Here is a 26,854-nt window from a genome sequence, read left to right as displayed (position 1 = left end):
CCGCTGGTCTTGCATGAGCGAAAAAGCGTCCCAGCTTTTTGGGGCGCTTTTTCCATTTTGTTTTAGTACCAAAGTGTGATGAAAGAAAAAAAAGGAAAGGATATAATTTTCGGTAAAATCAGACACTTGTTCGAAGGAGGAGCTCTCTGTTGAAACTCGGCGACCGCTTGAAATTCGCCCGCTTGATGAAAGTTTCTACCGGGCGCTTGTCTACTATTTGACGCCGACGTCGAACTTCAGCCAGCTGCGCGCCGCCTGCGTGCAAGCGGCCGCTGATTTGTACGGGTCGACAAGCCAAGAAGTCAACTCGGTGAAACAGGCGTTCAATGCGGTTGGCGTGTATTAAGACGAATGAAGTTTCTGACGTCACGCGTCCCGCTGTTCGGGGGCGCGTGACGCCTTTTGTGGGCAGGATTTTCCCTAAATGCGTGGAAAAGGAAAAAGAAAACGGGGGAATGGCGATGTACAAAGTGAAAGTGTTTGATAAAGAGCATGAAAAAGATTTGGAAGCGGCGGTCAATGATTTTTTAGCCCGATTGAAAGACGGACAGTTGATCGATGTCAAGTACAGCGTGGCGGCGATGGAATCGGAAGGCGAGCAAATCTACTGTTTTTCCGCCATGGTCATTTACCGGACTTGACACTTCACACGGCTCCAGACTGTGGGATTCTTTGGCCGTTTTCGTGCTGATCCCCCCAAAGCGGGCGACGCTTTTTTCGTTGCGGCATTTCCATTTCAGGCGGCGAAATTTTGCGATCGCCCGCCTTGAAGACGGGCGTTGTCGGAATGTCAGCGGACGCCCCGGAGCACCCGAGGGGCATGAGGACGGCGGTCAATTCGTTGCTGTCTGCCCCGCGGAGCCGCTCGCCCCGTTTTTTTCCGCCAATGCATAGCGGGCGGCGTTCACGCCGGCGAGCCGCCCGGTGACAAGGGCGGCGGTGATGTTGTAGCCGCCCGTGTAGCCGTGAATGTCCAAAATTTCCCCGCAAAAGTAAAGGCCGGCCATGCATTTGGAGGCCATTGTTTTCGGCTCAATTTCTTTGACCGACACGCCGCCGCCGGTGACGAATGCTTTCTCAAGCGGCAGCGTGCCGTGGACATGGAAGGTGAACTGTTTGCACAGGCGGACGAACGCCCGCAAGGCGTCATGGCTCACCGTGCCGGCAGAGGCGTGCGGGTCGATGCCGGCACGCTCGAGCAAAAAGACGGCGTACCGCTCGGGAAGCACCGTTTTGGCGATCGTTTTCATCGCCTTTTTCGGCTCCTCTTTGCACAGCTTGGCGAAATGTTGAAACAGTTCTTCCTGCGTCACGTCCGGAAGCGCGTCGATGCTCATTTCGACCGCGCCGTCCGCCGCTTTTTTCAACGCCTTAACGACAAACTGGCTGCAGCGGAGAGCAGCTGGGCCGGAAATGCCGAAGTGCGTAAACAGCATATCCATCCGGTGGGTGATGATCGGCTTGCCGTTCGGCTTTAAGACGCTTAACGCGACGTCGCGCAGCGACAAGCCTTGCAGCGTCCGCTCTTTGATGAACGGCTCATGCGAGACGATCGGAACTTCGGTTGGAAACAATTCGGTCACCGTGTGGCCCGCTTTTTCCGCCCACGGATAGCCGTCGCCCGTTGAGCCGGTTTGCGGCACCGATTTGCCGCCGACGGCGACGACAACCGCACGGGCGTGGATCGTCTCCCCGCTTTTCAGCGTGACACCGACTGTTTTTCCTTGTTCATACAACACGTCCGCCACTGGCGATTCAAGCCGAACATCGACGCCAAGGCGCGACAATTCGCGAACAAGCGCGTCGACGACCGACTGGGCGCTGTCGCTTTTGGGAAACATGCGGCCGTGGTCTTCCTCCTTGAGCGGCACGCCGAGCCGCTCAAAAAAGCGGATGATGTCTTCATTGTTAAATACGGAAAAGGCGCTGTATAAAAAGCGGCCGTTGCCGGGAATATGGCGGACCATTTCATCCACCGGCAGCCGATTCGTCACGTTGCAGCGTCCGCCGCCGGAGATGGCGAGCTTGCGCCCGAGCTTCGTTCCTTTTTCCAACAAGAGCACCTTCGCCCCTTCTTCGCCGGCGCCGATGGCCGCCATGAGCCCGGACGGACCGCCGCCGATGATGATGACGTCGTATCCCATGTTCATTCCACCCTTTCTTTTTTGCGCGTGGCCGATATTTTTCGTTCCATTGACAACTATGGTAAAATAGATACGTTGTCATTTTCAACGTCCATGGCTAGGGAAGGGGTCATATGTCAACATCGAAACTGCTGCGCGGCACGTTTATTTTAACGGCTGGCGTGATGATTTCTCGCCTTCTTGGTTTATTTTACGTCATCCCGTTTTACCATCTTGTCGGCGAGCGCGGCGGGGCGCTGTACGGATACGGCTATGTGCCGTACCAAATTTTTTTGAGCTTGGCGACCGGCGGGCTGCCGGTGGCGGTGTCAAAGTTTGTGTCGAAATACAACGCGCTTGGGGAATACGGCGTTGGCTATCGGCTCTTTCGCTCCGGCCTTGTCTTGATGATCGCAAGCGGCATCGCCTCATGGCTCATTTTGTACGCCCTGGCGCCCATCTTGGCGCCGCACGTCATCGATGCGAAAACGAACGTCAACTCGGTCGACGACGTCACGGCCGTCATCCGCGCGGTCAGCTTTGCGCTCCTCATCGTGCCGGTGATGAGCTTGATCCGCGGATTTTTCCAAGGACATGAGTCGATGGGCCCGACGGCGCTGTCGCAAGTCGTCGAACAAATCGCGCGCATCGCGTTTTTGCTTGGGGCGTGCTACGTCATTTTGCGCCTGATGGACGGCTCGATCGTCTCCGCTGTGAGCGCGGCGACGTTTGCCGCGTTTGTCGGGGCGGCGGCGGGGCTTTTGGTGTTGCTTGTCTATTGGTGGAAGCGGCGTCCGTATTTGCAGTCGCTGCTTGCGCGTGACCGCGGCGAAGCGGACGTGTCGCTTTTGGCGATGTATAAAGAGCTGCTTCTTTCTTCGATTCCGTTTGTTTTTGTCGGCTTGTCGATGTCGCTGTACCAGCTCGTCGATCAGTTTACGTTCAATCACGCGATGGCGGCGGCGGGCCGCGGGAGCATCTCGGAGCACGCGTATTCCGTGTTCAACATGTGGGCGCAAAAGCTCGTCGTCATCCCCGTGACGCTCGCGACCTCGTTCAGCTTGGCGCTCATCCCGACGATTACGAAAGCGTATGTCGCGCAAGACCGGAAAGCGCTGCGGCAATATTTGAACCAGACGTTTCAAGTGCTCATGTTTTTAACGCTCCCGGCGGTGATTGGCATGGCGGTGCTTGCAGGGCCGGTGTACAGCTCGTTTTACAGCTATGATCCGCTTGGTGAACAAGTGTTGCGCTGGTATGCGCCGGCGGCGATTTTGTACGCTTTGTTTTCTGTGACGGCGGCGATCATGCAAGGCATCAACGAGCAGCGGTTTACGGTCGTCAGTTTGACAGCCGGCTTGCTTGTGAAGCTTTTGCTCAACACGCCGCTCATTATGAAATGGTCGGCCGTCGGGGCCATTGTGGCCACGATGGCGGGCTATTTCGTCTCGGTGGCGTTCAACTTATGGGTCATTCAGCGCCGCACGCGCTACCGCTATCGGTTTGTCGCCCGCCGGACGGCGTTTATGGCCATCCTGACGGCGGCGATGTCAGCGGCGGTTATGGGGGTCGAGGCGCTGGCGTCCCGATGGATCGATTACCGCGCCGGCACCGCTGAATCGGTGGGCGCTGTTTCCATCGGCGCAGCGGTCGGGGCGGCCATCTACTTGTTTCTCAGCATCCGCTCCGGGTTGTTTTCGGCGCTGTTTGGCGACCGGTTTGCGTTTTGGCGCCGGAAAGAGAAAAAGGCGGTATCGTAGACGAGGGTGTATGGGGGGATCGGCCGTTTCCTAGAAGCGGCTCGTTTAGGCCGGGAGCCTGGCGGACGGCGCTTCTTGCGAACATCGCGGCGCCCGAGCGAAAGGGTTCGACGACGGCTGTTTTTCGCCCTCCCCCATGCCGTTCGGCTTGTGGCAAAAAAAGAAGAAGGCGGTCGTCCCCGCCTTCTTTCTCCATTTCGCTTACGACAGGCCGAGCCGGCGTTCGACGCGATCGAGGCGGCTTTCCACCCGGTCGAGCCGGCGGTCGAGCCGTTCGACGGCCCGCTCAAGCCGTTCGATGCGCCGCGCCCAGTTGGCGAATGGCCCGCCTGGGTATCCGGGCCAAAATTGGCTGGCTGGCGGCTGTTGACGGTAATCATCCAACGTTGGGACATAATAGTAATATTCATTCATCGGCAAATCCCCCTTCTTGATGTTTCCTTCACAGTGTATGGGGGGAAGGCGGAAGCGGACTAGATGAACGCCTAATGAAGGCCATATTTTTAGGAGGGAGATTTGTGGAGCTGCGCATTGACAAGCTGCTCGCCCATATGGGGTATGGGACGAGGAAGGAAGTGAAAAAGCTACTCAAGTCCGGAGCGGTGAAAGTGGACGGCGCGCCGGTTCGTGATGCGAAAACGAAAGTGCGGCCGGATGAGCAAATCGTGACCGTTTGGGGAGAAACGGTCGAGTACAAGCCATTCATTTACTTGATGATGAATAAGCCTTCGGGGGTCGTTTCCGCGACGGAAGATGCCGTGGAAGAGACGGTCGTCGATTTGCTTGAAGAAGAAGACCGGGCATTTTCCCCGTTTCCGGTCGGGCGGCTTGACAAAGATACGGAAGGGCTGCTGCTCTTGACGAATGACGGCCAGCTCGCCCATCAGCTGTTGTCGCCGAAAAAACACGTGCCGAAAACGTATTTTGCCGTCGTGGACGGGGAAGTGACGGAAGCGGATGTCGCGGCGTTTCAGCGCGGCGTCGTCCTTGATGACGGCTATGAAACAAAGCCGGCCAAGCTCGTTGTGTTGAAATCCGGCCTTCGTTCCGATGTCGAGGTGACGATCACCGAAGGGAAGTTCCATCAAGTGAAGCGGATGTTTCAAGCGGTCGGCAAGCGGGTCGTCTATTTAAAACGAATTCAAATGGGGCCGCTCGCCCTTGACCCGGATTTGGCCGTCGGCGAGTATCGGGAATTGACGGACGAAGAGGTGGACATGTTGAAGCAATACCGGCCAGAGACGGACGAAAAAAAAGGAACCTGACGCGGTTCCTTTTTTATGGAAAAATAGTGGATATTCATCTGTGGAAAAATGGTTCGCGTTCATCTCCCATCTTGCCTACCCTATTGGCACCGGGTTTACGAAGAGATGCGCACTTTTTTGTTTGTGGTCGTCCATTTGCCCTTGCTTGGGCTGCGAACGAGATCGTTGTACATAAGCACGTTTAAGTCGCGCTGGATCGTTCGTGGGGTGGTGCCGAACTCATCAACAAGCTCTTGGGTCGTAACCGTTCCTTTTTCGCTAATGTACATATACACGGATTTGATGCGGGTAAGCATCCGATGTGTTGAAGGTTTCAAAAGACCACTCCCTATCTTAGCATCATTCGCATGGCACAACCGACTGCTAGCAGATGAGAGATGTCTTTGTCTGTTTACTACCATTGTACACGAAATGAGAGGGAAAATGCTACCCGGTTGCCTCTATTCACGAAAAATTTCAACATTTTGTCATGAAACGGAAATCGATTTGCAACGAATGAAACATTTTGACTTCCTGTTTTTGATATGATACGTTGGCAACAAAGGGTGTTGAATAAGGAAAGGAAGAATGGCGTTGAACATCGACTGGATGAACGAAGCGAAGAAACGAAAAGACGATCTTGTCCGCGACGTGCAAGCGCTTGTCCGCATTCCGAGCGTCCGCGATGATCAGCAGGCGCAGCCGGGCGCGCCGTTTGGGCCCAAGGTGGCCGAGGCGCTTGAGCATATGCTTCGCCGCGGCCGGGAGGAAGGGTTTCGCGTCAAAAATGTGGACGGGTTTGCCGGGCATATCGAAATGGGGCATGGGGAGAAACTTGTCGGCGTGCTCGGCCATATCGACGTCGTGCCGCCTGGGGACGGCTGGACGATGGATCCGTTTGCCGCTGAGGTGCGCGATGGCCGCCTTTACGGGCGCGGCGCGATCGATGACAAAGGGCCGACCGTCGCGGCGTTTTACGCGATGAAAATCATCCGTGACCTCGGGCTGCCGCTTGGCAAGCGGGTGCGGCTTATCATCGGGGGCGATGAGGAAAGCGACTGGCGGTGCGTAGAGCACTATTTTCGTCATGAAGAAATGCCGGATGTCGGATTTGCGCCGGATGCTGATTTTCCGATCATTCATGCCGAAAAAGGAATCATTGACGCCGATTTGTCGTACCGCCCGCTTGAATCGGCGGAGGCGGAAGGGCTCGCGCTTGCCTCATTCCAAGCCGGGCGCCGCTACAATATGGTGCCGGATGCGGCCGAAGCGGTGGTGGAAGGAGCGGGACGGACGGAGGAGCTGCTTGGCCTCTATGAACAGTTTTGCCGGGAGCGCGGCGTAAAGGGGAGCATCAGGCAAAGCGAAGGGGCCGTCGTCTTTCAATTGGAAGGGGTGTCCGCTCATGGCGCCGAGCCGGAGCGCGGCAAAAACGCCGGCGTCTATTTGGCTCAGTTTTTGGCGTCGCTTCCGCTCGATGGCCGAAGCCGGCCGTTCATTCAGTTTGTGGCCTCCGCCTTTTTCGGCGATGCCCGCGGCCGGCGGCTTGGCCTTGCGTATCGCGACGAACAAAGCGGCGACTTGACCGTCAACGTCGGGGTGCTGTCGTATGACCGGCAGCATGGCGGAACGATTGGGCTGAACATCCGCTATCCGGTGACGGCCGACGGCGAGGCGATCCGCCGGACGCTCGCTGGCGCCGCGGCTGAACATGGATTCGCGCTCAGCCGGTTCAGCGATACGAAGCCGCATTATATCGACCCCAACCACGAGCTTGTCCGCACGCTTCAGCGCGTCTACGAAGAGCAGACGGGCGAGCCGGCCCGGCTTTTGGCCATCGGCGGCGGCACATACGCCCGCGCCTTGAACGCCGGGGTGGCGTTTGGCGCGTTGTTTCCGGGCCGTCCGGATGTCGCCCACCAGAAAGATGAGTATATCGAAATCGACGATTTGGTGAAAGCGACCGCCATTTACGCGCAGGCGATTTACGAGCTGGCGAAATAAACGGCGGTCCGCCGCCCCGGCGAAAAAGAGAGCGGGGCGGGCGTTGTTTGAACGAAAGGGGGGACGGGATGGAAGCGGCGTTCAAACGGGAGGCGGCGGTGCGAAAACAGGTGTTTCCGCTCTTTTATTTTCTCATCTTTTTTGCTTTTGGCGCGTTGTTTCCGCTTTTGTCCGTCTATTTGCAGGAAGAGGCGCGCCTTTCGGGGGCGGCGATCGGCTGGATCATGTCGCTTCCCCCGATCGTGACGATGGCGGCCCAGCCGCTTTGGGGCACGGCGGCCGATTATACGCGCAAACCGGTCGAACTGTTGACGCTGGCGCTCGGGGTGACAGCGCTGTTTGGGTTTCTTTATTCGCTGGCCGGAAGCTACCGGGTGTTCGTCGCCTTGACCGTGCTGCTGTCGGCGGCGCAAAGCGCGATCGTTCCACTCTCCGACAGCATCGCTCTTCATCATGTGCGCCGCTCGGGCGGAAACTACGGGGCGATTCGGCTTTGGGGATCGATCGGGTTTGCCGCGGCCGTGTTGGTTGTCGGATGGCTGTCTGATCATGTCGCGTTTGTGGTCATTTTTTACGCCTTTTCTGTGGCGCTGCTGGCCGCGTTGGCTTTGGCCGCCCGTCTGCCGCGCTACCCGATGGCGGCGCCGGGGGCGTTGACGCTTCGGGATGTGCGCCGGCTGCTGTCCTTCCGCTCGTTTCAGCTCTTGCTTGTCGCAACATTTTTGCTGTTTGGTCCGATTTTGGCCAATAACTCGTATTTCGGGCTGCTCATTCATGAGTTGGGCGGGACGTTAACTGGCATCGGCTTCGCCTTTTTGTTTGCCGCCGGCAGCGAGGCGCCGTTTATGAAAGCGGCGGATCGGCTCATCGGCCGTTTCGGCATGGTGCGGCTTCTTCTATTGGCTGCGCTCATCTCCGTGGTTCGCTGGCTGTCGTACGCGGTCGACCCGCCTCTTTGGTTTGTGTATGTAACGACGGTCGTCCAAGGCTGCTCGGTCGGGCTGGCGATCCCGACGGCGCTTCAATATGCGCGCCGCTTGGCGCCGGAGCGGGTGCAGGCGACGGCCGTGGCGTTATACTCAGCGGTCGGCAATGGCCTTGGCGCGTGGTTTTGCACGTTGGTGGGCGGATATTTGTTTGAGCGTTGGCAAATCGGCGCTGTCTACTTGTTTTTTAGCATCTGCACGATCGTGGGTGTGCTCGTGCTCCTTTTGCTCGCAAAACGAGAACGAACGGCAGGTGAAGAGAAGTGAAACGAAGCCATTATTTTATCGCTGTTCCGCTGACGTCTGAAGCGAAACAAGCCATTGCCCGATTTTCGGGGGATGCGGCGTCGTCGCTGCCGTTTCGCACATGGGTGCATGAAGAGGACTATCATATCACCCTCGCGTTTTTAGGCGATGTGCCGCCGAAAAAAATGGCGCCGCTGTGCGAGGCGATGGCCGCCGTCGCCGCCAAAAGCGCCCCGTTTTCCCTCGCGCTTGCCGGGCTTGGGACGTTCGGAGAGCGGACGGCGCCTCGCGTTTTTTGGCAAGGAGTCGAAACGGAAGAAGCGTTGAATGGATTGCGGCGCGACGTGTATGAAGCGTGCATGAAGCTTGGGTTTTCCTTGGACCGGCGTCCGTTTGCCCCGCATATTACGATCGCCCGCAAATGGCAGGGAGCCGAACCGTTTCGCCCGGATCGCCTCCGTTCGCTTGCCGCGGCCAAGGTGGTGTTTTCGGTGCCTGAGATCGTGCTGTATCGGACGAATATGGAACGGACGCCGAAGTACGAAGCGATCGCCGTGTTCCCGTTGCTTGGCGCGCCGATGAATGACCGGGAATAGCAGGTGAAACAATGGGTCAGCTCGTGAAACTCATGGATTGCATTTCCCGTTACGAAACGGATGTGTACTATTATGTACCGGAATTCATCCGGCTCAAGCAACGGCAATGGGAGCAGGCAAAAGCGCGGTGGCAAGCCGAACGAACGGCTGAGGCCAGCGGATGGCTTGAAACGGGCGAGACGTGGGATGTTTGGCTTGACAAACCGTCATGGTGGGAACGGCTGACGAAACGATGGCGCCGCCGTGCCGCGCTTACGGAAGAAGAGCCGTTTTCTCTTGCGCCGATGGCTCGTCCGGCGGCTACTCTGGAGGAATTGAAACAGCAGTTTTTGGATGAGTTGTTCGAGTTGCAGCTGAAATGGGCGAGTTCCACGATGATGTACGTTTCCTCCCTCGATGAGGCCGTGTATGGCGATGAGACGTTGAAATATTTTTTGCAGCGGTTTCCGGATACGCATTTATGCTTTTACCGGCCGGTGGCGATGGTCGGCAAGGCGCCGGTGGAGCTGGAGACGATGATGTTGACGCCATCCGCGCTCTGGTGCATTGCCTTTGTCGAAGGAAGGCCGGATAACATCGTCATGGCGTCAACCGGCCGGTTTTGGGTGGAACAAGCCGGAACGAACGAAACGAGGCTGGTCAACCCGGTCGTGTCGCTGCGGCGGACGGAGCAGATCGTTTCGGAGATTTTTCGCAAACATGGGGTTGATTGGCCGATCCATCTCGTGCTGTTAAACCGCTCCGGCTACATTGACAGCGGCGGTCTTTTTCCGTTTATCCGCTATATTGATAAGCGAAATTATGACGAGTGGTTTTCCCGCCTGCGCCGCTCAGCTCTCCCGCTTCGGCACGGGCAGCTGAAAGCGGCTGAGGCGCTGCTTCGCCATTGCGCCAGCTTTTACGACCGCCGGCAAGACGAGAATATGAACAGCGAGGAAGGGCAACAATAGAAACATCTGTGCATCGATAGGGCGACCGGCCGATGATTTGGCACCGCCCTTTTTCTTTTACGTATGATGGTATTAACCGGAGAAAAAAGGGGTGAACGCACATGCTTCACATCAGCCGAACGTTTGCCGCCTATTTGGACGAGATGGATCAAATCGTTGTGCTTGCGCCGAAATCGCTCGGCTTTGATGGAATGGCGCCGTTTACGCTCGTGGCGCCGAGCGGCGAGGAGATTCCGCTGTCCGTGCAGCACGTCGAGGATGTTGGGGAGACGGTGAAATATGTGTGCCGGTTTGCATCCGCGTTCGAGTTTGGAGCGACATACTGGGTGCGTTCTTGCCGCGGGGAGGAGACCGATGTTCAAATCGGCGCCGTTGTGCGCACTCCTGCATTTGATGATCGGTTTTTCTATGATGGGCCGTTAGGAGCGGAGTATTTCAAAGAACAGACCGTATTTCGCGTCTGGGCGCCGACTGCCACCGCGGTCAACGTCAAGCTTGTTCATCCGCATCTCGGCGAGGTTCATTGCGTGCCGCTTGAGCGCGGCGAGCGCGGCGTATGGTCAGCCGCCGTCCCCGGCGATTGGGAGCGAGCGTGTTACACGTATATCGCCTGCATCAACCGCGTATGGCGCGAGGCGGTGGACCCGTATGCGACTGCTGTTTCGATCAATGGCGAGTTCGGCGTCGTGATCGACTGGGAGAAAACGAAGCTGGCGCCGCCTTCTTCGCCGCTTCCGCCGCTCTGTTCGCCGACGGATGCCATCATTTATGAACTGAGCATCCGCGACTTTACGAGCCACCCGGACAGCGGCGCCGTCCATAAAGGGAAGTATCTCGGGCTGGCTGAAACGAACACAAGCGGGCCAAACGGGACGGCCACCGGGCTTTCGTATGTCAAAGAGCTGGGCGTCACCCATGTGCAGCTCATGCCGTTTACCGATTTTGCCGGGGTTGATGAGCGCGACCCACAAGCGGCTTACAACTGGGGATACAATCCCCTTCATCTATATGCGCCGGAAGGGAGTTATGCGACCGATCCAGCGGATCCATACGCGCGCATCATCGAGTTGAAACAGGCGATCCGCACGTTGCATGAAAACGGATTGCGCGTCGTGATGGATGCGGTCTACAACCATGTCTACGATCGGGAGCAATCGCCGCTTGAGAGGCTCGTTCCCGGCTATTACTTCCGCTACGACGCCTATGGCCAACCGGCCAACGGCACCGGCGTCGGCAACGACATCGCTTCGGAGCGTCGGATGGCGCGCCGCTGGATCGTCGATTCGGTTGTATTTTGGGCGAAAGAATATGGCATTGACGGGTTTCGCTTTGATTTGATGGGCGTGCACGATATCGAGACGATGAAAGCGGTGCGTGATGCCCTCGACGCCATCGATCCGTCGATCCTTGTGTATGGGGAAGGTTGGGACTTGCCGACGCCCCTTCCACCGGAACAAAAGGCGACGATGGCCAACGCCAAGCAGCTGCCGCGCTTCGCTTATTTCAATGACCGGTTTCGCGATGCGGTGAAAGGGAGCACCTTTCATTTGCCGGACCGTGGGTTCGCCCTCGGCAACCCAGGCGGCCGAGAACAGGTGAAGCTCGCCATTGCCGGGAGCTTGCGAGCGCTAGGCGGGCTGTTTTGCCACCCGCGTCAGTCGATCAATTACGTCGAATGCCATGACAACCATACGTTTTGGGATAAGATGGAGGCGGCCAACCATGATGAGCCGGAATGGCTCCGGCGGAAGCGGCAAAAGCTGGCGACGGCGATCGTTCTGTTGGCGCAAGGCATTCCGTTTTTGCACAGCGGCCAAGAGTTTTATCGGACGAAAGGCGGCGATGGGAACAGCTACCGATCGCCGGATGCGGTCAATCAGCTGGATTGGGGGCGGAAAAGCCGCTATGAAGACGACGTCCGCTACGTTCAAGGATTGATCGCTCTTCGCCGCGCGCATGGCGCGTTCCGCCTCGCGACGGAAGCGGAAGTGCTGCGTCATTTCACGTTTCTTGAGCCGTTGCCGCCGTCGGTCATCGCCTATCGGCTGCATGATGTCGCCGTCTATGGGCCTTGGGAGGACATCATCGTCGTGCATCATAACGAGGAGAAAGAGACCGCCATTGCGCTCCCCGACGAGCGCGAGTGGGCGGTTGTATGCGACGGACAGCGATGCGGGACAACGCCCTTTGGCCAAGCGCGCGGCATGCTTCGGCTCGACGGCGTCGGCACATGGGTGCTCGTCCAGCCTGCGGGGTAATCGCTCAGACGGCGCGTGGGAATTGTCTCAAGGTTTGCAGAGGAGCGGTGGTTATCGATTTGATGAAACATGCCGCCGTTGAGACGAAACGGGAAAGGGCGGCCGACCGGAGTGGGAGCCGCGGGGCGCTTCCGCTTTGGCAGTTTTAAGCAAGGTGTTTGCCGAGAAAAATGTTTGCATGCCGGAGCGGTATTTCAGTATAATACAAGTAAAATGGACGGAAGAAGGACGCGGCCTGGCCGTCCTTTTTATTTGGGCGCGAGAAGCAAACGGAGACGTTTCTATTTTTAAGTCGCAGGTGAACACGCTTGGAACAGTTACTAGGTAAGGAGTGGGAGATCACTCCCGCTGGCGGCGCTACAGGGGATGCGTATTTTGCGGAATGTGAAGGAAAGAAATTGTTTTTAAAGCGGAATTCTTCTCCGTTTCTTGCTGTATTGTCGGCCGAGGGCATCGTCCCGAAGCTTGTATGGACGAAGCGGCTCGAAAACGGCGATGTGTTTACGGCCCAGCAATGGCTGAACGGCCGGGAGCTGAAGCCGTGGGAGATGGGAAGCGAGCAAGTGGCGGCGCTGCTAAGGAAAATCCATCGTTCAAAAGAGCTGGTGACGATGCTGAAGCGGCTCGGCAAATCTCCGCTGCGCGCGAAGAAGATGCTCGCTGCGCTCGCTGAGCAACAGCGGCGCCATCCGGCCGGTGGTTCTGTCGTCTGTCAGGCGCTTGACTGGCTTGAACAGCATGTTTCGTCATTGCCGGATGGCGAATATGTTGTCTGCCACTGTGACATCAATCATAACAATTGGCTGCTGGCCGACGATGGCACGTTGTACTTGATCGATTGGGACGGAGCGATGATCGCTGATCCGGCGATCGACATCGGCATGTTGCTTCATCTGTACATTCCGCGCGTCGAATGGGAAGCATGGCTCGACCGATATGGATGGGCATGGAGCGAGCAGCTTGGCCTCCGCCTAAAGTGGTATACGATCGCTCATACGTTGCACTCGCTGTTTTGGCCGAAAGGGAAGGACGGCCAAAAAGAAAAGGAGCAGTCGCTTCGGTTATTGAAGCGCGTCATGGTAGAGAGTTGACCAAGCGAGGCCTCAGCGTCCGAACGGCCGGCGCTGGGGGCGGCGCGATCGCTGCGTTCGGTTGTCGCCGCGCCGTTTGTTTCCGCTGTCGATGACGGAGACGCCGCGGTCAGGACAGCCCATTCACCCAATCGGCGAGCTGGCCTTGGTGGGCGGAAATGTGGGCGTTTAAGTCAGCGCTGTATTTCCCGCCTTGGCCATAAGCGTAAATATGGGGGAGAATTTGCTTGACTTGGCTGTTCACCTCATCGTTGGCGAGCAGCGATTTGGCGAGCCGTTCAATTTGTTCGCATTCGGAAACCGTTCCGCAGCAATCGAGCTGATGTTCGGATAAAATGTCGCGAAGTAAGGTCAATTGATGGTTATAGTCGAGCGGCATGCTGGTCACCATCCTTTCGCCAGGCTGTACGGTTTTATCATGCCCGGATCGAGCCGAGTTTATGATTCGAAACCGAAAAGACCCCCTGCTTCCACGCGTGAGCGTAGATGGGAGAGCGTTCAGGCCCGGGCGTTTTTTCGCGTTTGCTTCTTTGGCGCGAGTGTGGTATCGTCAAACCAACAAACGGAAACAAGGCTGAGGTGTCAATATGCGTTTGCGCAACAAACCGTGGGCGAAAGACAAAATCGCCGCGTATCCGCAATACGTCATTCCCGATCCCGAAGCAAAGCGCGGGCGATGGCGCGAGCTGTTCGGCCGTGATCGGCCGATCCATGTCGAGATCGGGACGGGGAAAGGCAAATTTATCACGGAAATGGCCAAACTTCATCCGGATGTCAATTTCATCGGCATCGAGCTGTACCCGAGCGTGCTCGTGTCCGCGCTTGACAAACTGATCGAAAGCGGGCTCGCGAACGTCAAGCTGCTGAACGCCAATGCGAAAGATCTGACTGCGTTTTTTGCCGACGGGGAAGTGTCGCGCCTTTATTTGAACTTTTCCGACCCATGGCCGAAAAAGCGGCACGAAAAGCGGCGGCTGACGTATCGGGGCTTTTTGGCGCTCTATGACCGCATTTTGGCGGAAGACGGAGACATCCATTTGAAAACGGACAATCAATCGTTTTTCGAATACTCGCTTGTCAGTTTGTCGCAATATGGGTTTGTGCTCGCATCGGTCCAGCTCGACTTGCATCAAAGCGGCATGACGGACAATGTCATGACAGAGTATGAGGAAAAATTTTCCTTAAAAGGAAACCGCATTTACCGATGCGAGGCGGTGCGCCCGCCGCGGCGGTCGTCATAGGCCCGAACCGATTGGTCGGGTCTTTTTCTATTTCCGATTGATGGAGAAAATGGTACACTAGTGGAGGGGGGAGAGAGGAAATGGAACAGTTGCGAATTGGACAAGTCACCTTGACATGGCTGCAAGGCGGCGTCACCCATCTTGACGGCGGGGCGATGTTTGGCGTCGTGCCGAAACCGCTTTGGTCGAAAAAATATCCTCCGAACGACAACAATCAAATCGAGCTGCGCACCGATCCGATTTTGGTGGAAGCCTATGGAAAACGGCTGCTCATTGAATCCGGCATCGGCAACGGCAAGCTGACCGACAAGCAAAAGCGCAACTTCGGCGTCACGGAAGAATCAGCGATTGATGAATCGCTTGCCAAGCTCGGGCTGACGCGGCGCGACATCGACATCGTCATCATGACCCATTTGCATTTTGACCATGCGTGCGGATTGACCGTTTGGGAAGACGGACGGCTCGTGCCGGCGTTTCCGCGCGCGGCGATCATCACCTCGGATGTCGAGTGGGAGGAAATGCGAAACCCGAACATCCGATCGCGCAATACGTATTGGAAAGAAAATTGGGAGCCGATCGCGGATCAAGTCGTTCCGTTTACAAAGGAAACGGAAGTCGTTCCTGGCATCCGCCTCATCCATACCGGCGGGCATAGCGCCGGGCATGCGATCGTGCTCATCGAATCAGACGGGGAGATGGCCATTCATCTTGGCGATTTGCTTGGCACGCACGCCCATCAAAACGTCCTTTGGGTGATGGCGTACGACGATTACCCCATGGATTCGATTTTTGCCAAACAGCGATGGCTCCCGTACGGCGTAAAGCAAAATGCGTGGTTTACCTTCTACCATGATGCCTACTATCGGGCTGTGAAATGGCAGGAAGACGGGACGATGGCCGCCGTCGTGAAGCGGGAGCGGCCGCTATGACAGCGGCTTGGCGTCTACGATGGCTCCCGTGTAGGCGTTGATGAAAAACTCGTCATCCCCGTCGTCGCGGCAGACGCCGCCGCGGTATACGGTGTACGCCAGGCCGTTTTTCTCATACCGCTCCGGGGCGGATTGAATCCAGGAACCGCGGATGGCGCGCGGACCGCCAAGCGCGCGTTTGGCCATGGCCAGCGCTTGTTCCGGGGCAAGGAGCGCCGGTTTGGAAGCGGAGCGGATGGCATAGACGACGGCCGCACCGACGGCGGCGCCGACGAGCCACTGTTTCCAAGCCATGTTTCTTTCCTCCTTCTCGCTTTGATACGGTTTAGTATAGCCGATTTTGGCGGAACATGTAAGAAGGACGGAAAGAAACGGAACGGTGAAATCGAACATAGAAAGGGAGACGCGTGATGAATGAGGACACGCTGCAATTATTCCAAACGTTGACCGAGCTTCCAGGCGCACCGGGTTATGAACATCCGGTGCGGCAGTTTATGCGCAAAGAGCTCGAGAAATACGCCGATGACATTGTGCAAGACCGCCTCGGGAGCCTTTTCGGCGTCAAACGCGGCGATGAGGCGGGCCCGACGGTGATGGTCGCCGGCCATATGGATGAAGTCGCATTTATGGTGACGGCGATCACCGACAATGGCATGATTCGGTTTCAGCCGCTCGGCGGCTGGTGGGATCAAGTGCTGCTCTCCCAGCGCGTGCAGATTATCACGGACGGAGGGCCGGTCATCGGCGTGATCGGGTCGATTCCGCCGCATTTGCTTGATGAGGAGCAGCGCAAGAAACCAATGGAGATGAAAAACATGTTGATTGACATCGGAGCGGAAAGCCGTGAAGATGCCGAACGAGTCGGCGTCCGCCCCGGTCAGCCGATCGTGCCGGTCAGCCCATTCACGGTGTTGGCCAACGGAAAAACCGTGATGGCAAAAGCGTGGGACAATCGGTTTGGCTGCGGGTTGGCGATCGAGCTGTTAAAAGAGCTGAACGGCGAAACAGTGCCGAACGTCTTGTACGCTGGAGCGACTGTGCAGGAAGAGGTCGGGCTGCGTGGGGCCCAGACGGCGGCAGCGATGATCAACCCGGATATCTTTTTCGCCTTGGAAGCCAGCCCGGCCAACGACATGTCCGGCGACAAGCAGGCGTTCGGCCATATCGGCAAAGGGGCGCTCATCCGCTTGTACGACCGGACGATGATTACGCACCGCGGCATGCGCGAGTTTGTGCTTGACACCGCGGAAACGATTGGCGTCCCGTATCAGTTTTTCATTTCCCCAGGCGGCGGAACCGACGCCGGGCGGGTGCATATCGCCAACCGCGGCGTGCCGTCGGCGGTGATCGGCATTTGCGCCCGCTACATTCATACGCATGCGTCGATCATTCATATCGATGATTACGCGGCGGCCAAACAGCTCATCGTTGAGCTCGTCAAACGGTGCGACCGGACGACGGTCGAGACGATTCGCCAAAACAGCTGAGGAGAAGCGAACGCTTCTCCTTTTCCATGACAAGGAGGGCACTGGATGAAAACTGTTGCGGTCGGAACGAACAATGAAGCGAAAATCGCCGCCGTTCGGGCGGTGCTTTCGGAAAAGGAATACCGCATTGTATCGCTTGAGGTGCCATCAGGCGTTTCCGCACAGCCGCTGTCCGATGAGGAGACGCGGCTTGGCGCCATCGGGCGCGCCAAACGGGCGCTCGAAGCGGCGGAGGCGGACATCGGCATCGGATTGGAAGGCGGCGTGACGAAGATCGATGGGCAATGGTGGCTGTGCAACTGGGGGGCGCTCGCTGACCGAAACGGAGTGGTGGTGGCCGCCGCCGGCGCCCGCCTCGCCCTCCCGCCGGACGTCGGCGCCGGCATCGAGGCGGGGCGCGAGCTCGGCGACGTGATGGAAGCGTACACCGGGAGGAGGAACGTTCGGCGGAAAGAAGGTGCGGTCGGCGTGTTGACGAACGGGCGCGTTGACCGATCGGCGATGTTTTCCCACATCGTCGAGCTTTTGGCCGGTCAATATGAATGGCTTTGTCAAAACGGGTCGTTCCATGTATGATAAATAACGAACGGTCATGCCGATGATGGCGGCCGGCTGAATGAGCGGGCCGCGTTCCACCAAGGAGCTGGATCGAGCGGCCGGCAAAGCGAGGGGCGGCGCCAAACGGTGAAAACGCCGCGCGGGCATGGCCAGGCATTGTCAACGCCGGATGCGCCCTTGGCGAAGCCCCGGCCGAAAGGGGGAAACGGAAGGCACGGGCGCCGGCAAAACAAGGAGGAACACGAATGAACAGCCGGCAAATGTATGAGAAGATTAAAGAACGTCTCGTCGCCCACCCGCACTGGACGTTTCGCTTTGACGCCAAGCAAGACGCGATGCGCGTCGAAGACCGCCGCACGAAAAAAGGCGTCACGATCTCGCTTCCCGGCGTGATTGCCAAATGGCACGAACAAAAAGACGAGGCGGTGCGCGAAGTCGTTTATTATGTGGAGCAAACGTTGAAAACGATGGAGGAAGACGCGGCGCTTTCCGGAAACGAGCGGAACATTTATCCCGTCATTCGCTCGGCGTCGTTTCCGACGGAGACGAAAGAAGGCGTCCCGTTGCTGTTTGATGATCATACAGCCGAAACGCGCATTTACTATGCGCTTGATCTCGGCAAAACGTATCGCTTGATTGATGAGCGCATGCTGGAGAAAGACAACTGGAGCCGCGAGCGGGTGAAGGAAATCGCCCGTTTCAACGTCAGGTCGTTGCCGACGCCGGTGAAAGAGGACCGGGTGGCGGACAACGTGTTTTATTTTGTGAACACCAATGACGGGTATGATGCGAGCCGCATTTTAAACGAATCGTTTTTGGCCGATATGCGGGCGCGCGTGGAAGGAACGATGGCCGTCGCTGTTCCGCATCAAGATGTGCTTGTTATCGCTGATGTGCGCAACGACATCGGTTATGACGTGCTCGCGCAAATGACGATGAGCTTTTTTGCCGGCGGCCGCGTGCCGATCACGGCGCTGTCGTTTTTATACGAAAATGGGAAACTTGAACCGATTTTCATTTTAGGAAAAAAACGGAGAACGTAGCGACAAGGAGGAAGAGAGCGATGAACGTGTTTTACAACCGAGAAGGGGTCGGCGACGTGTTGCTTGTGTCGCTGAAACCGGCGGCGGATGAGGAACGGACGTTTGTCAGACAAGGCGATGTCGTCCGCATCATGTCCGAACGGACGGGCGAGACGGTCGGCTATAACATTTTTTCCGCGTCTTCGTACTATCCGTTTTCCGGCAACGGTCCGCTGGAAGTGAATGAGGAGCTCGTCGGCGTCATCAACGACATCTTGGCGAAAAACGGTTTTGACGAACCGATCGAAGCTGACTTGTCGCCGAAGTTTGTCGTCGGATATGTGAAAGAGAAAACGAAGCATCCGAACGCCGATAAATTGAGCGTCTGCCAAGTCGATGTCGGCGGTGAGGTGCTGCAAATCGTCTGCGGAGCGCCGAACGTCGCCGAAGGGCAAAAAGTCGTCGTCGCCAAAATCGGCGCCGTGATGCCAAACGGCCTCGTCATTCAAGAAAGCGAGCTGCGCGGCGTCCGGTCATCCGGCATGATTTGTTCGGCCCGCGAGCTTGGGCTGCCAAACGCCCCGCAGGAGAAGGGCATTTTGGTGCTGTCCGATGAGTATGAGGTCGGCCAGCCGTTCGTTTTTTGACGTTCCGACGGGCGGTGCAGACGGATTCCGACTGTTGTTTCGCCACTGGAACGACGCCAGTGGCATTTTTTCCGACAATGAAGGCAAAGAAAGAGTGACGTGATGGATGAAATTTTGGAAACGATGGCTTCGTTTTCTCACGAGCGACGAGGAAGAGGAAGGGAACGAACAGCGAACGAATTCCCGGCTGTCGGCCGGCATGCCCGAACGCGGCGCGGTGAATGTCATTTACCAATATCCGCAAGGCCGCTTCCGCTTTCCGTTGATTCCGGATGACCAGCCGGGTGAAAATCGGGAAAGGCCGGGGCGGGCGAAAAGCGAGGCATCCCGGCCGCTGCCGAGTCGGCGCCCGTCGGCTGGCGTTTCAAGGGAAATAGCGGAAAAACGGCCGTTCCGCCCGTCTGATGTGCCATCCCCGGTTTTTGGATATGATCGGAATCGGGGGAAACAGCGGCAACGAGCGGATGAACCCGAGCTGACCGCGGGGGGCATGGAGAATCGGAGCGATGAGGCGGTTCGGGAAGAGGCCCTCCGCGGAGAAGCGACACGGCGAGACGCGCGAGAGGGAACGGAAAGCCGGGCGGCTGAACCGCCAAAAGAAGAGGCGCCTTTGGCCAAGGGGGCAGAGGAATGGAACGAAGACGCGAGCGGAGCGATGCCCGCGGCTGTTATGGAAACGGAAGGAAAACATGAGCTGGCGCCGGCGGCAGGGCAGGAAGAACGTGATGCCGAGGCGGATGAAAAGAAAGGGCAGGAGCTGGACGAACGAGGCAACGAACGCGCGCCGCACGCAACAGACGGCGGCTTGGAGAGCGAAGGACGAGGGGTGCCGTCACAGATGAGGAATGGCGACGGAGGGAGCGCTTCTTCGACAGAACAGCGGGAGAAGACCCCAGATCGCGAAATCCGTCACTCGGCGGCGCCTGTTCGCCGAGAAGAGGCTTCCCGTCCCGAACGAACGCGCATCCCGTATAATGTGATCATGTTCAAGCAAGATTGGCGCAAACTCGAAGAAAAAGCGGCGAATCGATCGAACGGCTGCGTACTGCCGCCATTGGCGCTTCTTGAACCGCCCGAGAAAGCGGCCGAACGCGACGAGCAGTGGCTTCGCGACCAATGCCAGCGTTTGGACCGGACGTTTGCGAGCTTCCATATCGGCGCCAAAGTCGTTGGGGCGACGCAAGGACCGACGGTGACGCGGTTTGAAGTGCAGCCGGATTTAGGAGTGAAAGTGAGCAAGATTACGAGTTTAATCGATGATATCAAACTCAGTCTGGCGGCGAAAGATATTCGCATCGAGGCGCCGATCCCGGGAAAACGGACGATTGGCATTGAAGTGCCGAACCGAACGAGCCGTCCGGTGCGCCTGCGGGAAATTTTAGAAAGCGAAGCGTTCCGTAAAAGCCCATCGCCGCTTACCGTGGCGCTTGGGCTTGACATTAGCGGTGCGCCGGTCGTGACTGACATCCGAAAAATGCCGCATGGGCTGATCGCCGGGGCGACCGGGTCGGGAAAAAGCGTATGCATGAACGCGATGCTTATCAGCATGTTGTATAAAGCAGCGCCGCACGAAGTGAAATGGCTGCTCATTGATCCAAAAATGGTCGAACTGGCGCCGTACAACGGGCTGCCGCATTTGCTCAGCCCGGTGATCACCGAGGCGAAGGCGGCGGCGGGGGCGCTCAAGTGGGCGGTCGGCGAAATGGAACGGCGGTATGAACAGTTTGTCCACGCCGGCGTGCGCGATATTGAAAAGTATAACGCCCATCTTCGCGAACGCGGAAGCAGCGAGCCGCCGCTGCCGTACATCGTCATCGTCATTGATGAGCTAGCGGACCTCATGATGGCCGCTCCAGCCGATGTCGAAGAATCGATTTGCCGGCTGGCGCAAAAAGCGCGGGCGTGCGGCATCCATCTGCTGATCGCGACGCAGCGGCCGTCGGTCGATGTCCTCACGGGATTGATCAAGGCGAACATTCCGACGCGCATTGCGTTTTCCGTCTCCTCCCAAGTCGATTCGCGCACCATTTTAGATGTGAATGGGGCTGAGCGGCTGCTTGGGCGCGGCGATATGCTGTTTTTGGAAAATGGTTCGGCCAAGCCGGTGCGGCTGCAAGGCTGCTTTATTTCTGATGAGGAGATCGAGCGGGTGGCAGCGCACGTGAAAGAGAAGCAAGGCCCATCCTATCTGTTTGATCCGGACGATTTTCGGCAAACGGCGTCGATGGGCGGCGAGGATGACGAACTGTTCGAGGAGGCGTGCCGGTTTGTCATCGCCCAAGGAGGGGCGTCGACATCGAGCCTGCAGCGTCATTTCCGCATCGGCTACAACCGCGCTGCCCGGTTGATCGAGATGATGGAGGAACGAGGGTTGATTTCGGAGGCGCGCGGCAGCAAACCGCGCGATGTGTTGATGAGCGAGGATGAGTGGGAGCGCTGGCGCGAGCAGAACAGCTGAGGGCGGGCGGCCTCCTTTGGGCGGGCGGTAGTGTTTTGCCTCCTTGCGTGCTATAATGGGGAAATGAATGGTGCACCGCAATGAGAGAAATGGCAAAACGAGATGGATATCATATACTGTCTTACAGAGAGACGATGGTTGGAGGGCTTAACGATGACAGCTTACCATTTTGTAGGCATTAAAGGCACGGGGATGAGCGCGCTCGCGCAAGTGCTTCATGACCTTGGCTATACGGTGCAAGGGTCGGATGTAGAGAAATGGTTTTTCACGCAAAAGGCGCTTGAAGAGCGGGGAATCCCGGTGCTGCCTTTTTCGAAAGACAATATTCGTCCAGGTTATACGGTCATTGCCGGCAACGCATTTCCGGATACGCATGAGGAAATCGAGGCGGCCCGTCAGCTTGGTGTGCCTGTCATTCGTTACCATCGCTTTTTAGGCCAGCTGGCAGGCAAGTTTACGAGCATCGCGGTGACCGGTTCGCATGGAAAGACGACGACGACGGGGTTGCTTGCCCATGTGATGCAAGGAGCCCATCCAACGTCCTATTTGATCGGAGACGGCACGGGAAAAGGAGAACCAGGGAGCAAATACTTTGTGTTTGAAGCGTGCGAATACCGCCGGCACTTCCTTTCCTACTTTCCAGATTATGCGATCATGACAAATATTGACTTTGATCACCCGGATTATTTTGCCAATGTCGACGATGTGTTTTCCGCTTTCCAGCAAATGGCGAATCAAGTGAAAAAAGCGATCGTCGCCTGCGGGGATGATCCGTATTTGCCGAACATTCAGGCGAAAGTGCCGATTTTGTTTTATGGATTCGGCGAAGAAAACGATTTTCAGGCGCGCAATATCGTCAAGACGACGGAAGGGATGGCGTTTGATGTGTTCGTGCGCAACACATTTTTCGCTTCGTTTGCCATTCCGCGCTTCGGCACTCATAACGTATTGAATGCTCTCGCCGTGATCGCCCTCTGCCACTACGAAGGGGTGGATGCGGGCACGATCGCCAAGCGGCTGCAAACGTTCCAAGGCGTGAAGCGCCGCTTCAGTGAAAAAACGGTCGGGCGCCAAGTGCTGATCGATGATTACGCGCATCATCCACGCGAAATTACGGCGACATTGGAGGCGGCAAGGCAAAAATATCCGGGGCGCGAAGTGGTGGCGATTTTTCAGCCGCATACGTATACGCGGACGCAGACGTTTTTGCGCGAGTTTGCCGAAAGTTTGCTGCAAGCGGACCACGTGTATTTGTGCGACATTTTCGGCTCGGCGCGCGAACATGAGGGCAAGCTGACGATCCGTGATTTGCAGGCGCAAATTCCGCGTTCCCAGCTGCTTGAGGAACAAAACGTAGCCGTGTTGAAGCAGCATCAAGACGCGGTGTTGGTGTTCATGGGCGCCGGCGACATTCAAAAGTTTCAACAAGCGTACGAACGGGCCGTTCTTTCCGCCTGACGGCCGACAGGGAACGGGCTGTGATGAAGATGGCCCGTTTTTCCTGTTTCAAAAAGGAAGCCGTCTTTTCTATGTCGAAGTTTGAAAGCGGGAAAAGATGGGTACAAAGGGAATGAAACGTTCGAATGGGCAAGGAGGGAATCGGGTGGAATGGCTTTTGTATGGAAGCGTGGCGCTCATCGCGCTTGCTTTTTTGCTGCTTGTCGTTTACATAGCCAAGACGCTCATCGTTTTGCAGGAAACGCTGCGCCGGCTGACAGCGGCGATCGACCATGCCGATGAGCAAGTGCAAACGGTGGCGAAAGAAGTTCGTGAACTTCTCCATACGGCTAACGGCATCGCCAGCGATGTGCAAAAAAAAGCAGAAACGCTAAATGGCGCAATCGAAGCGGTCGGAGAGATCGGCGGCACGATCCGTTCGCTCAACCGCGCGCTTCGGCAGGCGGCTGCCGGTTTGTCGGCGCGGGCGGGCCTGGAGCAAGGAAAATGGGTGAAGGCATTGCGCTGGACAAATGTTTTGCTCGATTTACGGGAAAAATGGAGAAAAAAACAATCGTTAAAGGAGGGTGTATCGAATGGCGAAAAATAACGGTGGATTTTTGCTTGGCGCGCTGGTCGGCGGCATCGCCGGCGCGGCTGCTGCGTTGTTTTTGACGAGCGAAAAAGGGCGGAAATGGCTCGAGGAGTGGAATCATGCAGGCAGATGGGAGCCCGTAAAAGATACGGCTGCAGAATGGATCGAAACGGCGAAAGAGAAAACGAAGGAAATCGCCAGCTTCATTCCGTTGAAATCCTCGACGGTGCCAGCTGGCGGGGAAAACGATGGAGAGGAAGCCAAGAAGGCGACGATTCCGATTCCGCCATCCGCCGGGCCAGCCGACCGGGAAACGCTGCAAAAGCTGCTTGAGGAAGCCGAGGCGGCGCTTGATGACGCCGAGCAAAGCATCACATCGCGAAAAGAAGCGGAGTGAGAGAGATGGGAATGGAGAAGCTGGAGACGATCGAACAGTTTGACCGCGTCATGAAGGAAACGGAGCGTTTTTTGTTCGTCAAGCATAGCCTCACCTGCCCGATCAGCCAGGCGGCGTTTGGCGAATGCGAGAAGTTCGCCGCAGACCATCCAGAGCTTCCCATATATTGTCTGTACGTCCAAGAGGCGCGGCCGCTGTCCAACTATATCGCCGAAACGACCGGGGTGAAACACGAGTCGCCGCAAGTGCTGCTGTTTGAAAACGGCCGCGTCGTCTGGCATGCGTCCCATTGGGCCATTACGTATGGCGCGCTCTCGGAGCATGTCGGCGCTTGACCGTCCGCCTTTATTGCGGGCGGTTTTTTGCACACTTTTTGCTTTATTGCTTAAAAGCGTTTAATCAAAAAAGCATTTTTTTCGTGACAACGATAGCTCCATCGATTATAATAAACACTAATTAAACGACTTCGCTCTCCAAGACGGGGGCACCGCTTGCCGGCAAGCGGCGAAAACAATGCACGACACTTGGCGAAAGGATGAGAAAAGCATGAGCAATGAGAGATTAGACGAACTGCGGGCGCGAGTCGATGAGATCAACTTGCAGCTGTTGAAACTGATCAATGAACGGGGACGGCTCGTTCAGGAGATCGGAAAAATTAAAGAAGCGCAAGGGACGCACCGCTACGACCCGGTGCGCGAGCGGAAGATGCTCGACCTCATTTCCGAGCATAACGATGGGCCGTTTGAAACGTCGACGCTGCAGCACATTTTCAAGGAAATTTTTAAAGCGGCGCTTGAGCTGCAGGAAGACGATCACCGCAAGGCGCTCCTTGTCTCACGGAAAAAGCATCCGGAAAACACGATTGTTGAAGTGAAAGGCGAGCGAATCGGCGACGGCAATCAATATTTCGTCATGGGCCCGTGCGCTGTGGAAAGCTATGAACAAGTCGCTGCGGTGGCGGAGGCCGTGAAAAAACAAGGGATCAAGCTGCTGCGCGGCGGCGCCTACAAACCGCGCACGTCGCCGTACGATTTCCAAGGGCTCGGCGTGGAAGGGCTGAAAATTTTGAAACGGATCGCCGATGAGTTTGATTTGGCGGTCATCAGTGAAATCGTCACCCCGGCGGACATTGAAATCGCCTTGGACTATATTGACGTCATCCAAATCGGCGCGCGCAACATGCAAAACTTTGAGCTGCTTAAGGCAGCCGGCCAAGTGAACAAGCCGATTTTGCTGAAGCGCGGCTTGGCGGCGACGATCGAAGAATTCATCAACGCCGCTGAGTACATCATGTCGCAAGGAAACGGGCAGATCATTTTGTGCGAGCGCGGCATCCGCACGTACGAGCGGGCGACGCGCAACACGCTCGACATTTCGGCTGTGCCGATTTTGAAGAAAGAAACGCACTTGCCGGTGTTCGTCGATGTCACCCACTCAACGGGGCGGCGCGATCTGCTCATCCCGTGCGCCAAAGCGGCCTTGGCGATCGGCGCCGACGGCGTCATGGCCGAAGTGCATCCGGACCCGGCCGTCGCCTTGTCCGATTCCGCCCAGCAAATGGACATCGCTCAATTCAACGAGTTTATGGAAGAAGTGCGCGCGTTCCAACGTCAGTTTGTTCAGGCGTAAGACGATCCCCTCGGTTGTTGCCCGAGGGGATTTTTTGATGAGATGGCGAGTGTTGGGGCAAACTACCCGTGAACGGTTTGTGAACAAACCGGCAAAATGGTTGCGATTTCGTTGCGAGTTGGCGATAATGTATCGTATGATAGTTGTACATACATTCGGAATTTGACCGGTTATCGGATCGAGCGAAAAGGAGTGAAACAAAATGACGGTAACGATTTATGATGTGGCGCGGGAGGCGAACGTCTCGATGGCGACCGTCTCGCGCGTCGTCAATGGCAACCCGAACGTCAAACCGTCGACGAGGAAAAAAGTGCTTGAGGCCATCGAACGGCTCGGCTACCGCCCGAACGCCGTGGCGCGGGGGCTCGCCAGCAAAAAAACGACGACGGTCGGAGTGATCATCCCGGATATTTCGAGCATTTTCTTCGCCGAACTGGCGCGCGGCATTGAGGACATCGCCACGATGTACAAGTACAACATCATTTTGAGCAACTCCGACCAAAACAAAGAAAAAGAGCTGCATTTGCTCAACACGATGCTCGCCAAGCAAGTGGACGGCCTGTTGTTTATGGGCGGGACGATCACCGAAGAGCACGTCGCCGAATTTCAAAAGTCGTCGGTGCCGATCGTGCTTGCGGCGACGATGGGACCGAACGAGATTCCCTCGGTCAACATCGACTACGAGCAGGCGGCGTTTGAAGCCGTGACGTATTTGCTGGAAAAAGGAAACCGCCGCATTGTCTATGTAACCGGTCCGACCGATGACCCGATCAACCAGCGGAAGTTGGCGGGGTACCGACGCGCGCTTGAGGAACACGGCGCGCCGTATGAGGAAGAGCTCGTCATTGAGGGCGACAACTCGTACGACTCCGGCTTGGAGGCGTATGAGAAAATCACAGAGCTTGCCGAACGGCCGACGGCGGTGTTTGCTGGCACGGACGAAATGGCGCTCGGCATCATCCACAGCGCCCAAGACCACGGGGTGCGCGTGCCGGATGAACTGGAAGTCGTCGGTTTTGATAACACGCGATTGGCGACGATGGTGCGGCCGCGGCTGACGACCGTCGTGCAGCCGATGTACGACATCGGGGCGGTGGCGATGCGGCTCTTGACGAAGTATATGAACAAAGAGCCAGTGGACCACCATATCGTTGTCTTGCCGCACCGGCTTGAAGTGCGGGAGTCGACGAAATGAA

Annotated in this window: 27 protein-coding genes and 1 pseudogene; 23 read left to right on the top strand and 5 right to left on the bottom strand. The window is 57.0% G+C overall.

Annotated features, from left to right (window positions below):
* Positions 1 to 193: 193 nt before the first annotated feature.
* Both QWV57_RS14455 and QWV57_RS14450 read left to right on the top strand, forming a co-directional pair.
* A pseudogene (locus QWV57_RS14455) lies at positions 194 to 346 on the top strand (M4 family metallopeptidase); the annotation flags it as partial.
* Between the two features lie 115 nt (positions 347 to 461).
* Positions 462 to 641 (top strand): sporulation protein Cse60, encoded by a 180-nt coding sequence (locus tag QWV57_RS14450; RefSeq protein ID WP_008880941.1) that lies wholly within the window; start codon positions 462 to 464, stop codon positions 639 to 641.
* A gap of 192 nt (positions 642 to 833) precedes the next feature.
* On the opposite strand, the gene QWV57_RS14445 is transcribed toward QWV57_RS14450, so the two are convergent.
* On the bottom strand, positions 834 to 2,144 hold the full coding sequence (locus QWV57_RS14445) for a BaiN/RdsA family NAD(P)/FAD-dependent oxidoreductase (RefSeq protein WP_081133059.1): 1,311 nt from the start codon (positions 2,142 to 2,144) through the stop codon (positions 834 to 836).
* A gap of 113 nt (positions 2,145 to 2,257) precedes the next feature.
* Here QWV57_RS14445 and QWV57_RS14440 point away from each other — a divergent pair, with 113 nt between their 5' ends.
* Positions 2,258 to 3,883 (top strand): putative polysaccharide biosynthesis protein, encoded by a 1,626-nt coding sequence (locus tag QWV57_RS14440; RefSeq protein ID WP_081133060.1) that lies wholly within the window; start codon positions 2,258 to 2,260, stop codon positions 3,881 to 3,883.
* Between the two features lie 201 nt (positions 3,884 to 4,084).
* Here QWV57_RS14440 and QWV57_RS14435 read toward each other — a convergent pair whose 3' ends face one another.
* A complete protein-coding gene (locus QWV57_RS14435; protein ID WP_033006856.1) occupies positions 4,085 to 4,297 on the bottom strand; it encodes a hypothetical protein in 213 nt (70 codons plus the stop codon).
* A gap of 104 nt (positions 4,298 to 4,401) precedes the next feature.
* Between QWV57_RS14435 and QWV57_RS14430 the strand changes: the two genes are divergently transcribed.
* The gene (locus QWV57_RS14430; protein ID WP_044744751.1) at positions 4,402 to 5,148 is read left to right on the top strand and encodes a pseudouridine synthase; all 747 of its coding nucleotides are present in this window, start codon (positions 4,402 to 4,404) and stop codon (positions 5,146 to 5,148) included.
* Positions 5,149 to 5,243: 95 nt separating this feature from the next.
* Here QWV57_RS14430 and QWV57_RS14425 read toward each other — a convergent pair whose 3' ends face one another.
* Entirely contained in the window at positions 5,244 to 5,465 is a 222-nt protein-coding gene (locus tag QWV57_RS14425; protein WP_008880936.1) for a DeoR family transcriptional regulator, read from the bottom strand.
* Positions 5,466 to 5,715: 250 nt separating this feature from the next.
* On the opposite strand from QWV57_RS14425, the gene pepV reads away from it, so the two are divergent.
* From pepV to QWV57_RS14395, 6 genes are all read left to right on the top strand, one after another.
* Entirely contained in the window at positions 5,716 to 7,131 is a 1,416-nt protein-coding gene (pepV, locus tag QWV57_RS14420) for a dipeptidase PepV (protein ID WP_020756853.1), read from the top strand.
* A 68-nt stretch (positions 7,132 to 7,199) separates the two neighbouring features.
* A complete protein-coding gene (gene malA, locus QWV57_RS14415; protein ID WP_015375648.1) occupies positions 7,200 to 8,384 on the top strand; it encodes a maltose permease in 1,185 nt (394 codons plus the stop codon).
* Positions 8,381 to 8,959 carry an RNA 2',3'-cyclic phosphodiesterase gene (gene thpR, locus QWV57_RS14410; RefSeq protein ID WP_015375647.1) on the top strand — a complete coding sequence of 193 codons (579 nt, stop codon included), beginning with the start codon at positions 8,381 to 8,383 and terminating at the stop codon, positions 8,957 to 8,959. The genes malA and thpR overlap by 4 nt, the downstream gene beginning before the upstream one ends.
* A gap of 11 nt (positions 8,960 to 8,970) precedes the next feature.
* A complete protein-coding gene (locus QWV57_RS14405) occupies positions 8,971 to 9,909 on the top strand; it encodes a hypothetical protein (RefSeq protein WP_015375646.1) in 939 nt (312 codons plus the stop codon).
* Positions 9,910 to 10,010: 101 nt separating this feature from the next.
* Positions 10,011 to 12,167, top strand: a complete 2,157-nt coding sequence (gene pulA, locus QWV57_RS14400) for a type I pullulanase (RefSeq protein WP_301099986.1) — start codon at positions 10,011 to 10,013, stop codon at positions 12,165 to 12,167.
* A 308-nt stretch (positions 12,168 to 12,475) separates the two neighbouring features.
* Positions 12,476 to 13,258: a phosphotransferase family protein gene (locus QWV57_RS14395; protein ID WP_301099985.1), complete on the top strand. Its 783-nt coding sequence runs from the start codon at positions 12,476 to 12,478 to the stop codon at positions 13,256 to 13,258.
* A 109-nt stretch (positions 13,259 to 13,367) separates the two neighbouring features.
* Here the strand turns inward: QWV57_RS14395 and QWV57_RS14390 are convergent, their stop codons facing one another.
* Entirely contained in the window at positions 13,368 to 13,637 is a 270-nt protein-coding gene (locus tag QWV57_RS14390) for a YtzH-like family protein (protein WP_063193170.1), read from the bottom strand.
* Positions 13,638 to 13,845: 208 nt separating this feature from the next.
* Between QWV57_RS14390 and trmB the strand changes: the two genes are divergently transcribed.
* A complete protein-coding gene (gene trmB / locus QWV57_RS14385; RefSeq protein ID WP_020756861.1) occupies positions 13,846 to 14,499 on the top strand; it encodes a tRNA (guanosine(46)-N7)-methyltransferase TrmB in 654 nt (217 codons plus the stop codon).
* An 80-nt stretch (positions 14,500 to 14,579) separates the two neighbouring features.
* Positions 14,580 to 15,428: a YtnP family quorum-quenching lactonase gene (locus QWV57_RS14380; RefSeq protein WP_020756862.1), complete on the top strand. Its 849-nt coding sequence runs from the start codon at positions 14,580 to 14,582 to the stop codon at positions 15,426 to 15,428.
* On the opposite strand, the gene QWV57_RS14375 is transcribed toward QWV57_RS14380, so the two are convergent.
* Positions 15,423 to 15,722, bottom strand: coding sequence for a PepSY domain-containing protein (locus tag QWV57_RS14375; protein ID WP_033006861.1), 300 nt, complete (start codon positions 15,720 to 15,722; stop codon positions 15,423 to 15,425). The two genes, QWV57_RS14380 and QWV57_RS14375, sit on opposite strands and share 6 nt — an antisense overlap.
* A 116-nt stretch (positions 15,723 to 15,838) precedes the next feature.
* Here QWV57_RS14375 and QWV57_RS14370 point away from each other — a divergent pair, with 116 nt between their 5' ends.
* The 11 genes from QWV57_RS14370 to ccpA all read left to right on the top strand — a co-directional run bounded on the left by QWV57_RS14370 (position 15,839) and on the right by ccpA (position 26,853).
* On the top strand, positions 15,839 to 16,915 hold the full coding sequence (locus QWV57_RS14370) for a M42 family metallopeptidase (protein WP_033006862.1): 1,077 nt from the start codon (positions 15,839 to 15,841) through the stop codon (positions 16,913 to 16,915).
* Positions 16,916 to 16,960: 45 nt separating this feature from the next.
* The gene (locus tag QWV57_RS14365) at positions 16,961 to 17,491 is read left to right on the top strand and encodes a DUF84 family protein (RefSeq protein ID WP_013524367.1); all 531 of its coding nucleotides are present in this window, start codon (positions 16,961 to 16,963) and stop codon (positions 17,489 to 17,491) included.
* 227 nt (positions 17,492 to 17,718) lie between these two features.
* The gene (locus QWV57_RS14360) at positions 17,719 to 18,516 is read left to right on the top strand and encodes a DUF1444 domain-containing protein (RefSeq protein WP_081212686.1); all 798 of its coding nucleotides are present in this window, start codon (positions 17,719 to 17,721) and stop codon (positions 18,514 to 18,516) included.
* A 20-nt stretch (positions 18,517 to 18,536) separates the two neighbouring features.
* Positions 18,537 to 19,142 carry a YtpR family tRNA-binding protein gene (gene ytpR, locus QWV57_RS14355; RefSeq protein ID WP_013144448.1) on the top strand — a complete coding sequence of 202 codons (606 nt, stop codon included), beginning with the start codon at positions 18,537 to 18,539 and terminating at the stop codon, positions 19,140 to 19,142.
* Positions 19,143 to 19,248: 106 nt separating this feature from the next.
* Positions 19,249 to 21,600 (top strand): DNA translocase FtsK, encoded by a 2,352-nt coding sequence (locus QWV57_RS14350; RefSeq protein WP_301099980.1) that lies wholly within the window; start codon positions 19,249 to 19,251, stop codon positions 21,598 to 21,600.
* Positions 21,601 to 21,753: 153 nt separating this feature from the next.
* The gene (gene murC / locus QWV57_RS14345; RefSeq protein WP_011232289.1) at positions 21,754 to 23,058 is read left to right on the top strand and encodes a UDP-N-acetylmuramate--L-alanine ligase; all 1,305 of its coding nucleotides are present in this window, start codon (positions 21,754 to 21,756) and stop codon (positions 23,056 to 23,058) included.
* Positions 23,059 to 23,203: 145 nt separating this feature from the next.
* On the top strand, positions 23,204 to 23,647 hold the full coding sequence (locus QWV57_RS14340; RefSeq protein ID WP_013144450.1) for a DUF948 domain-containing protein: 444 nt from the start codon (positions 23,204 to 23,206) through the stop codon (positions 23,645 to 23,647).
* Complete coding sequence (locus QWV57_RS14335) at positions 23,634 to 24,029, top strand: YtxH domain-containing protein (RefSeq protein WP_129447148.1); 396 nt, start codon at positions 23,634 to 23,636, stop codon at positions 24,027 to 24,029. The genes QWV57_RS14340 and QWV57_RS14335 overlap by 14 nt, the downstream gene beginning before the upstream one ends.
* Before the next feature lie 5 nt (positions 24,030 to 24,034).
* Positions 24,035 to 24,364 (top strand): bacillithiol system redox-active protein YtxJ, encoded by a 330-nt coding sequence (gene ytxJ / locus QWV57_RS14330; protein WP_013524360.1) that lies wholly within the window; start codon positions 24,035 to 24,037, stop codon positions 24,362 to 24,364.
* Positions 24,365 to 24,575: 211 nt separating this feature from the next.
* Positions 24,576 to 25,658 (top strand): bifunctional 3-deoxy-7-phosphoheptulonate synthase/chorismate mutase, encoded by a 1,083-nt coding sequence (locus QWV57_RS14325; RefSeq protein ID WP_011232285.1) that lies wholly within the window; start codon positions 24,576 to 24,578, stop codon positions 25,656 to 25,658.
* A gap of 202 nt (positions 25,659 to 25,860) precedes the next feature.
* Positions 25,861 to 26,853: a catabolite control protein A gene (gene ccpA / locus QWV57_RS14320; RefSeq protein ID WP_015375640.1), complete on the top strand. Its 993-nt coding sequence runs from the start codon at positions 25,861 to 25,863 to the stop codon at positions 26,851 to 26,853.
* Position 26,854: the final 1 nt, after the last annotated feature.

This window comes from Geobacillus zalihae (genome assembly GCF_030414215.1).
Lineage (GTDB): Bacteria > Bacillota > Bacilli > Bacillales > Anoxybacillaceae > Geobacillus > Geobacillus zalihae.
The sequence above is the reverse complement of the archived record's forward strand: the minus strand, read 5'-3'. Positions and strand labels throughout refer to the sequence as shown.